Below are 8592 nucleotides of genomic sequence, written 5' to 3' on the forward strand. Positions count from 1 at the left end.
ATGAACGACCAAACCCTCACGCACGGGCGCCGGTGACACGATGACCATCTTCCTGCAGCTCGTCGCGTCCGGCGTCGGGCCGGCCGTGCCGCCCCGGCACGCGGGCGGTTGCGGGACCTCGCGCGCCGCCGGACGCTCGATAAGCGTTCCGGCAGCGGTGGATCATCCCGCCCGACCGACGAAAATCGTCAGTTGGAGGTCTTTTCCTTGACGCGCACCACGCCGGCGTTCTTAGCGTCCGTGTCCTTGGCGTAGACGATCTTGCCGTCCTGCACCTTCCCGAACACGACCATGTTGCGCGAGATCGCGTTGTGGTCGGCGGCGGTGAACGGCTTGTCGTAGGTCGTCACCACGCCCTCGACCTTCTCCTTGAGGTTCTCGAGCGCCTCGCGGATCTTCGGTCCGTCGGTCGAGCCGGCCTGCTTGATCGCGGCGGCGATCAGGAACACCGAGTCGTAGCCCTGCGCGCCGGCGACCGGGGTCGGGATCTTGGTCACGCCGTAGGTCTTGTAGTAGTCCTCGAGGAAGGCCTTGCGCTTCGGCAGCGTCTTGTCCTCGATGAAGGTCTGCGGCATCACCACGCCGTTGCCGTTGGCGCCGGCGATGTCGATGAAGCTCTGCATCGAGGCCGGCCACGAGGTGATCATCGGCACCTTCCAGCCGAGCTTGGCCATGCCGTTGGCGATCTGCGCCAGCTCCGGCCCGATGCCGTAGGCCAGGATCACGTCGGCGCCGGCCTGCTGGGCCTTCAGCAGCTGGGCCGTCATGTCGACGTCCTTGATGTTGAACTTCTCGACCACCACCGGCTTCACGCCCTTGGTGCCGAGGTACTTCTCGATGTCCTCGCGGCCGAGCTGGCCGTAATTGGTCGAGTCGGCGAGGATGGCGATCTTCTTGTGGCCCTGCGCGACGGCCTCGTCGACCATCATGCCGGCCTGCAGCACGTCGTAGGCCGAGTTCCGGAAGACGTAGTTGCTGTCGTAGTCCGGCGCCTTGAACTGGTTGGTGATGACGGTGCCGGTGGCGACGTTGTTGAACACCGGGATCTCGGCTTCCTGGTAGAAGCGCTGCGCGGCCAATGCCACGCCGGTGTTGATGAAGCCCAGCGTCGCGACGACCTTCTCCTTGCTGATGAGCTCCTGCGCCACCTGGGCGCCGACCTCGTTCTTGGCCTCGTCGTCGCGCTCGACGAGCTGGATCTGACGCCCGAGCACGCCGCCGGCCTTGTTGATCTCGGCGGCCGCCAGCCGTGCGCCGTCGCGCATCGACACCCCCATGGCGGAGGAGCCGCCGGTATAGGGGCCGGTGACGCCGATCTTGATCGGGTCCGCGGCCTGGGACGGCAGGGCGCCGAGCGTGGCCAGTGCCGTCGCGCCGAGCAGGGCGCCAACGAACGCGCGCGTCGTCAGTGTCATGGCTGTTTCCTCCGTGTCCCGATCTGGGCGTTTTTTGTGTCGCGGTGCCTTGAGGCACCGTCGCGGGTTCTGCGGCCCGAAGTCTCGGGCCCCTGCCCGAGCGCTGGAATATTGTCGAACGTGCACGCGAACGCAACGCAGGACGCAAGGTCCGGCCTACAAATCCAAAGGGTTGTGGGTTTTACGGCGCGAACCCCCGCCGCCGCGGCGAGGGTCGGCCAGGCGGCGTCCGTCGCGGCCTGCGCGGGGACCATGCTCCGGCCGATGCGCCCGGGCGTTCCGGAAGCACCGGGCCGGCCCGGAAATGCGCCGGCGCGGGCAAAGCCTGTTGACCGATCCGCGCTTTCCCCTTAACGGAAGCGCTCCCGAACGACGGACCCCTTCCGAGCGGTCACCGGCTTCCAGCCGTGCCCGGATCGCGAGCGGTACCCGTCCCTTCGGTGGGGGATAGTTTAACGGTAGAACGGTGGACTCTGACTCCTCTGGTCCTGGTTCGAATCCAGGTCCCCCAGCCAATGAATTTTCAACGACTTAGCTTCAACGACGAGTGCTTACGGCGGCAGGTTTGACTTTTCTTCGGAACGGTCTTCCCCGTGCAGATCGCCGATCACGCGTGCGTTCGACCGTTTCATGTCGGTGGTACGTCGGCGTCGCGTAGGCCGTGCGTTGGCCCAAGATATCGGCGATCTCCCGATCCGTATTTCCGAGCTCGCGCAGGTCGGTCGCGACGCTGTGGCGAAGATCACCTCGCCGTTCAGGCGTTCGTCGCGGAGCTTCGCGTTGAAGCTTTCGCAATAGCCGTTTTCCCAGGGACCGCCCGACTTGATGCAGGCTGCCCGCGAGCCGACCGCTGCGATCCAGTTCTGGACCGTTTGTCGATCAATTCCAGCCCGTTGCCCGGGCGGATTTGATGGGGTGCCCAATCTAAACCGAACAAGTCCGAGAGCGCGTCGATCACGTCTACCGCCTGGAGCTTGCGAGTGATCCGGTTGAGCGAGCGCTTGCGGGTCAGCGCGCTGCACGATCCTTGGGGCCGCCACCACGTTCAGCGTTCGCTGCTTGCGACCCCTGTGCGTACGATGCTCGACGAAGTCGTAGGACCGGATATGTGTTGTTCTAGCATGTGGTGGAGCGGATCGAGTTTTCGAAACTGCTCCTTCGGTGCCTTCGAGATCCGCTTACCTCTTCGACAGGAGCGCACGCCAAATCAGTAACTGCCTTGGATCAGGCAACTCGGGCACAGGGCACGTTCCGCCATCGTCGTCGAAACGCGGGTTGATCGGCCCCCGCGAGGTGGTCCAAGGGTGAAGTTAGTGCACGGTGGGCCGCTCCGCCACGAGTAGCTTGGCCGGCGGAGCTGGTCGGGCGAGCGCAGCCGGCCAAGCGGAGAAGGCTGGCACGAACACCTCCGGTGCCGGCGGCTGGTATTTCAGCGATGCATGCGGGCGCACGTGATCAGCCCCCATTGAAGTGGTCCGCCCTTTAGTATGGCTTTTGAGCCTGGAGGACGGACGAGATGGCAAAGCACCCGAAGCCCGAGGAGATCGTCGCCAAGTTGCGGCAGGCGGATGTGCTGATTTCACAGGGCCAGAGCGTGGCCGATGCAATCCGCGCGCTCGGCGTGAGCTCAGTGACATACTACCGGTGGCGGCGTGAGTTTGGCGGCCTGAAGTCGGATCAGGTTCGTCGGTTGAAGGACCTGGAGACCGAGAACCAGCGGCTTCGAAAGGCGATTGCGGATCTCACCCTCGACAAGCTGATCCTGCAGGAGGCGTCCCGGGGAAACTTTTGAGCCCCGCGCGCCGGCGCGCCTGTGTCGAGCACATTATGCGGACGATGACCGTCTTCGAGCGCCGCGCCTGTCGGGCGCTCGGACAGCATCGCTCGACGCAGCGCAAGGTACCGCGGGGCCGGGACGACGAAGAGGCGCTGACGGCCGATCTTGTGGCATTGGCCGAGAAGTACGGGCGCTACGGCTACCGCAAGATCAGCGCGTTGCTGAAGGCGGCTGGGTGGTCGGTCAACGACAAGCGCGTCGAGCGGATCTGGCGGCGTGAGGGGCTGAAGGTGCCGGCCAAGCAGCCCAAGCGGGGGCGGATCTGGGACAACGACGGCTCCTGTGTTCGTCTTCGCCCGGAACACCGCAATCACGTATGGTCGTACGACTTCGTCGAGGCCTGCACGCACGATGGGCGCAAGATCCGGATGCTCAACGTGGTCGATGAACCGAAGGACCGCGCAGCGAGTTCACGCACGAATGCCTGGCGATCCGGGTCGCACGCAAGCTCAAGGGGATCGACGTTATCGACGTGCTCTCGGACCTGTTCATCCTGCGTGGCGTACCGGGCCATATTCGTTCGGATCATGGGCCTGAGTTCGTCGCGAAGGCTGTGCAAGCCTGGATCACCGCGGTCGGCAGCAAAACCGCTTACATCACGCCAGGCTCACCCTGGGAGAATGGGTACGTCGAGAGCTTCAACGCGCGTCTGCGTGACGAACTCCTGAATGGTGAGATCTTCTACACACTCAAGGAGGCGCAGATCGTGATCGAAAGCTGGAGGCGTCACTACAACACTGTGCGCCCACATGCCTCGCTGGGATACCGGCCCCCGGCACCGGAGGTGTTCGTGCCAGCGTTCTCCGCTTGGCCGGCTGCGCTCGCCCGACCAGCTCCGCCGGCCAAGCTACCCGTGGCAGAACGGCCTACCGCGCACTAACTCCACCCTTGGACCACCGCCTGGGGGCCGATCAGAAAGCTGAGCTTCATCGGGTGCTACAATTCGGTCATGTTCGCCTCTCCGGACATGCCGTTCATCCTGCCGAAGTTCTGCATCCATACGCATGTGATCTCGTCGGCCGAGCACCCGCTCTCCTCCGTCCTGCTACGCTGCTACGTGCCCGGCCTCGAGGATCCGATCATCGAGGAGCCGGTGGAGACGCCGCCCATCGCCGAGCAGCGGAAGCTCGTCTCCGCGCTCGAATCCGGCAGCACGGCGCCGCGATATATCGTGGCGTCGGCGAGCCTGATCCTCTCGCCTTTCGAGATCTTGAGCACGGGCCTCATCAGCGTCCGCGCCGTCCTGGGCGACATGGCGGAAGAACTCAGCCTCGGATCATTGAGGGTGGTCGTCGCAGACTAGGTGTTTGATCCCACGGCGTGGTGATATGGTTGAGCACCATGCTGCCAGGGATGCGCTCTGGCCCAGGTTCTTCATGGAAGGCCGTGGCGGACTTGTCGATCGCGATGCCGGGCGGAATTTCCCGCGGATCGACCAAGTCAGGATCGATGCTCGCGGCCTCGATGCGGCGACGGAGCACCGCGGTCCTTCCCGATACGAGGCGTTGGTCTTCGAGCGGTGTCCTGAGCCATTTCTCGGCCCTCCAATCCACGATCTCAGAAGGGGATCGGGATGCGGACCCGACATCGAGGGCTGGCCGGAACCTCGATCCCGGCGCGCGCACGGACTCCGGATGACCCCGATCGCGGTTCTTCCTCCCCACGGTCCCAGCCTTCTGCGCCTACTCCTCTCTTGCTGTGGTCGAGGGTCTCGCTTGATGAGGTCGGCGACGGCTTGGTCGTGCACCGTGACGGGGAACCGCGATCATCTGCAGGGCTTGGCCTTCCTGCCGGCATGAGGTCCGGCGGGAGAGCAGCATGTCGAGCGACACCCACAAGCATCAAGAACTGCTCAGCGCTCTGAAGGCCGCGCAGGGCAAAGGCGACGGCTCCTTCGAGCAGGCGGTGACGAATGCCTTCGAGCACGTCTTCGAGCACCTCGATCGACTGAACTCGCACGTGTCGCTCGGCGGACCGGAGGGGGACGAGCGTCATCTCAAGACCGGTGAGTCGCCGACGCTGCGATAAGCTCCGGGCCCTGACTTCCGATTCGGAGTCAGGGCCGTCGTCCCTGCCTTCCTCTCGATGGCGCCGGTCGTCATGCGACGTGATCGAGCCCAGGGCCGGCAGCGAGTTCGTCGACCAGGATGCTCACGGTCCGCATCGGTCGGTCCGTCATCGGTCGCCTCGCACAGGATGGCGAGCGGGGACGGCCGCACGCCGGCGGCGCAAAGATCGCCCAGGATCCCTGCCGACCAGGGCACTCGGAACCATCGGGGGTGTGCGGCTGGTCCAGCGCAGCGGCTATCGTGACCGGGACTGGCAGACGCGGGCCGGGACCGTCGAACTGCGCATCCCGAAGCTGCGGAGGGGCTCGTGCTTCCCGGCTTTCTTGATCGCCTCGGCGGCGGTGATCGTGAGCACCGACGGCCGGCGCGAGGTGCGCGGCATGGATGTCGGCCCCTCCGAGGCCGAGATGTTCGGGACAGCCTTCCGCAAGCTCGCCCGGCGGGGGCTGCGCGCGGTCAAGCTGGTGATCTCGGACGCCTACGAGGGCATCAAGGCATCGGTGGCCCAGGTGATGAACGCAACCTGGCAGCACTGCCGCGTCCACTTCCGGAGGACGGGGCTCGCGCAGGCCGGCTGCTTCAGGTCTTCGACGCGCTTTGCGGGGCCCTGATTCCTCGGGGCGGGTTCGAGCCACGGTCCCGCGGTCATTTCAAAGACTTCAAACGTCGGACGACGCGGTCCGGGCGGCCTCCGGACTCACTCCCAGGCGCCGCTCCGCGCGCGGGCGCGCATGGCCTCGATGAACAGGCGGACGCTCGGCAGGTGCGCGCGGCTGGCGTCGAACAGCAGGTGGATCGGCACGGGCGGCGGCGCGTGCGCGTCGAGCACGCTGCACAATCGGCCCGCGGCGAGGCCCTCGGCCGCCTGGTAGCTGAGGACGTTCGCGAGCCCGAGCCCGGCCGCGGCGGCGGCCAGCTGGGCATCGATCGAGGTCACGGTCAGCCGCGGCGCGACGGCGACGCCCTGCGACCGCGGGCCGAAGCGCCAGTGGGAGCCGGTTCGGACGTTGTCGCCGGCGATGATGTCGTGCTCGGCGAGCGCCTTCGGGTCGGCCGGCCGCCCGCGCGCGGCGCAGTAGGCCGGGCTCGCGACGATGACCTGCCGCACCGTGCCGAGGGCGACCGACCTGAGACGGCTGTCGCGCGGCTCGCCGATGCGGACCGCCACGTCGATCCCCTCCTCGACCAGCCGGATGTTCCGGTCGAGCAGCATCAGCCGCGCCGACACCGGCCGGTGCCGGGCGAGCAGGTCCGCCACCACGGGGAGGACGTGCAGGCGGCCGAAGACGACCGGCGCCGTGATCTGCAGCTCGCCGTGCGGCGCCGCCTGGCGCCCCATCACGACGTGCTCGGCATCCTGCAGCCGCATCAGGATCTCGCGGGCGCGATCCAGGAGGGCGGCGCCCTCCTCGGTCAGCGCCACGCTGCGGGTCGAGCGCCGGAACAGCGGCACGCCGAGATGCCGCTCGAGGGCGGCGATGGTCCGCGTCACCGCAGGCGGCGAGTGGCCGAGGTGGCGGGAGGCGGCCTTGAAGCCGCCCCGCTCGGCCACCGCGACAAAGGTGGTCAGCGCCGCGAAGCGGTCCACGCGATCATTCCCGAAAACGAAATTCTGAACTGCGAAGGTGATGGATTATCGCCGCCGCGTGAAGCCGCTACCTCTCCGGCATGCCCGGTACCTACTTCCACCACCTGTTCGGCGAGACGGCGCGCACGCTCCAGGCGCGCGCCGGCTCCCGCGCCAGCTACGCCAGGCGGGAGGCCGCGTCCGCCGACGGGCGCGATGCGCTGACCGAGCGCGAGCACGCCTTCCTGCAGGCGCGCGACAGCGTCTACCTGGCGAGCGTCGGCCCCGAGGGCTGGCCCTACATCCAGCATCGCGGGGGGGCGGCCGGCTTCGTCCGGTCGTTGGGCGAGAACCGGATCGGATTCGCCGACTATCCCGGCAACCGGCAGTACATCTCGCAGGGCAACGTGATCGAGCGCGGCCGGGTGGCCCTGTTCGCGATGGACTATCCGGCCCAACGCCGGCTCAAGCTCATCGGCCACGCGCGCATCGTCGCGGCGGCCGAGGATCCTGATCTCGTCGCGCGGGTCTCGCATCCCGCGGCGCCGCCGGCCGTGGCCGCGTTCGTGATCGACGTGGTCGGCTTCGACTGGAACTGCCCGCAATTCATCGCGCCGCGCTTCACGCGCGCCGAGATCGAGGCCGAGCTCGGGCCGCTGCTCATCGAGAACGCGAACCTGCGCGCCGAGCTGGCGCGCCTCAAGGGAGCCTCCGCATGACCGAGCCGTCGACCTGTGGCGTGCATCATGTCGGCCTCGCCGTGCCGGACCTCGACGCCGCCGAGCGCTTCTTCGTCGACGCGCTCGGCTGGCGCGTCGCCGGCGGCGTGCCGTCCTACCCCGCCGTGTTCGTCTCCGACGGCGCGATCCTCGTGACGCTGTGGCGGATCGCCGATCCGGAGGCCGCGGTGCCGTTCGACCGCCGCGCCAACGTCGGGCTGCATCACCTCGCCCTCAAGGTCGCCGACCGCGCGGCGCTCGCCGCCGCCTACGACCGGGTGCGCGGCCATCCGGGGACGACGATCGAGTTCGCGCCCGGTCCGATGCGGGAGGGGTCCGAGACGCACCACTTCATCGGCACGATGCCGGGCGGCGTGCGCCTCGAATTCGCCACGGCGTAGGACCGTTCCTGTCGCCAGGCCCGCTTTCACGTCGTCGCCCTGCACTCTCGGACCGAACGGCGGGAACCTCGTCCCATGGCCTTGCCGACGCCTGCCCGGCCTCGACCGATTCCGTACGGCGATCGCGCCGGCGCCGACGACAGACGGACGGCCCGGCGCGCGGTCGCCTCGGCCTCCTGCGCCAGCCTGATCGGGATCGGGCTCGCGCGGTTCGCCTATACGCCGCTGCTTCCGGCGATCATCGACGGCGGCTGGTTCGAGGCCTCGACCGCGGCCTATCTCGGGGCGGCCAACCTTGCGGGTTATCTCGCCGGCGCCCTGCTCGGGCGGCCGCTCGCCGCCCGCACCCGCGTTCCCGTGGTGCTCCGCGCGATGATGGTGGTGGCGACCGCGGCGTTCTTCGCCTGCGCCTACCCGCTGAACGTCGCGTGGTTCTTCGCCTGGCGCTTCGCGTCGGGCTTTGCTGGAGGCGCGCTGATGGTGCTGGCCGCCCCGAGATAGGCCGCGGTCGAGGCCTCGAACCAGCCGCCGTCGATGATCGCCGGAAGCAGCGGCGTATAGGCGAACCGCGCGAGCCCGATCCC

Annotated in this window: 7 protein-coding genes, 1 tRNA gene and 4 pseudogenes; 8 read left to right on the forward strand and 4 right to left on the reverse strand. The window is 67.7% G+C overall.

Features of this window, described 5'->3' with window-relative positions:
• Positions 1 to 188 precede the first annotated feature (188 nt).
• Positions 189 to 1415 carry an ABC transporter substrate-binding protein gene (locus FV223_RS13480; RefSeq protein WP_147727533.1) on the reverse strand — a complete coding sequence of 409 codons (1227 nt, stop codon included), beginning with the start codon at positions 1413 to 1415 and terminating at the stop codon, positions 189 to 191.
• Positions 1416 to 1856: 441 nt separating this feature from the next.
• Here FV223_RS13480 and FV223_RS13485 point away from each other — a divergent pair.
• A tRNA-Gln gene (locus FV223_RS13485) sits at positions 1857 to 1930 on the forward strand.
• A gap of 222 nt (positions 1931 to 2152) precedes the next feature.
• On the opposite strand, the pseudogene FV223_RS31785 reads toward FV223_RS13485, so the two are convergent.
• Positions 2153 to 2524: pseudogene (locus tag FV223_RS31785) on the reverse strand (integrase core domain-containing protein); the annotation flags it as partial.
• Positions 2525 to 2931: 407 nt separating this feature from the next.
• Here FV223_RS31785 and FV223_RS13495 point away from each other — a divergent pair.
• The 4 genes and pseudogenes from FV223_RS13495 to FV223_RS13510 form a co-directional block, all read left to right on the forward strand.
• A pseudogene (locus FV223_RS13495) lies at positions 2932 to 4132 on the forward strand (IS3 family transposase).
• A gap of 69 nt (positions 4133 to 4201) precedes the next feature.
• A complete protein-coding gene (locus FV223_RS13500) occupies positions 4202 to 4555 on the forward strand; it encodes a hypothetical protein (RefSeq protein ID WP_246689675.1) in 354 nt (117 codons plus the stop codon).
• 515 nt (positions 4556 to 5070) lie between these two features.
• Positions 5071 to 5280: a hypothetical protein gene (locus FV223_RS13505; RefSeq protein WP_147727535.1), complete on the forward strand. Its 210-nt coding sequence runs from the start codon at positions 5071 to 5073 to the stop codon at positions 5278 to 5280.
• Positions 5281 to 5536: 256 nt separating this feature from the next.
• Positions 5537 to 5896: pseudogene (locus FV223_RS13510) on the forward strand (transposase); the annotation flags it as partial.
• Positions 5897 to 6018: 122 nt separating this feature from the next.
• On the opposite strand, the gene FV223_RS13515 reads toward FV223_RS13510, so the two are convergent.
• On the reverse strand, positions 6019 to 6909 hold the full coding sequence (locus FV223_RS13515) for a LysR family transcriptional regulator (protein ID WP_147727536.1): 891 nt from the start codon (positions 6907 to 6909) through the stop codon (positions 6019 to 6021).
• A gap of 80 nt (positions 6910 to 6989) precedes the next feature.
• Here FV223_RS13515 and FV223_RS13520 point away from each other — a divergent pair, with 80 nt between their 5' ends.
• The 3 genes from FV223_RS13520 (at position 6990) to FV223_RS13530 (ending at position 8509) form a co-directional block, all read left to right on the forward strand.
• Positions 6990 to 7607: a pyridoxamine 5'-phosphate oxidase family protein gene (locus tag FV223_RS13520; RefSeq protein WP_147727537.1), complete on the forward strand. Its 618-nt coding sequence runs from the start codon at positions 6990 to 6992 to the stop codon at positions 7605 to 7607.
• Positions 7604 to 8008: a VOC family protein gene (locus FV223_RS13525; protein WP_147727538.1), complete on the forward strand. Its 405-nt coding sequence runs from the start codon at positions 7604 to 7606 to the stop codon at positions 8006 to 8008. Before FV223_RS13520 ends, FV223_RS13525 begins: the two co-directional genes overlap by 4 nt.
• 75 nt (positions 8009 to 8083) lie before the next feature.
• Positions 8084 to 8509, forward strand: a complete 426-nt coding sequence (locus FV223_RS13530; protein WP_147727539.1) for a YbfB/YjiJ family MFS transporter — start codon at positions 8084 to 8086, stop codon at positions 8507 to 8509.
• Here the strand turns inward: FV223_RS13530 and FV223_RS13535 are convergent.
• A pseudogene (locus tag FV223_RS13535) lies at positions 8491 to 8592 on the reverse strand (YbfB/YjiJ family MFS transporter); the annotation flags it as partial. The gene FV223_RS13530 and the pseudogene FV223_RS13535 sit on opposite strands and share 19 nt — an antisense overlap.

The sequence above is a fragment of the Methylobacterium sp. WL116 genome (genome assembly GCF_008039455.1).
GTDB lineage: Bacteria > Pseudomonadota > Alphaproteobacteria > Rhizobiales > Beijerinckiaceae > Methylobacterium.

Excerpts from the sequence above, each read along its gene's own strand:
- FV223_RS13500 (WP_246689675.1), top strand. The coding sequence starts at position 4,202 with ATGTTCGCCTCTCCGGACATGCCGTTCATCCTGCCGAAGTTCTGCATC.
- FV223_RS13525 (WP_147727538.1), top strand. The coding sequence starts at position 7,604 with ATGACCGAGCCGTCGACCTGTGGCGTGCATCATGTCGGCCTCGCCGTG.
- FV223_RS13530 (WP_147727539.1), top strand. The coding sequence starts at position 8,084 with ATGGCCTTGCCGACGCCTGCCCGGCCTCGACCGATTCCGTACGGCGAT.
- FV223_RS13505 (WP_147727535.1), top strand. The coding sequence starts at position 5,071 with ATGTCGAGCGACACCCACAAGCATCAAGAACTGCTCAGCGCTCTGAAG.
- FV223_RS13520 (WP_147727537.1), top strand. The coding sequence starts at position 6,990 with ATGCCCGGTACCTACTTCCACCACCTGTTCGGCGAGACGGCGCGCACG.
- FV223_RS13480 (WP_147727533.1), bottom strand. The coding sequence starts at position 1,415 with ATGACACTGACGACGCGCGCGTTCGTTGGCGCCCTGCTCGGCGCGACG.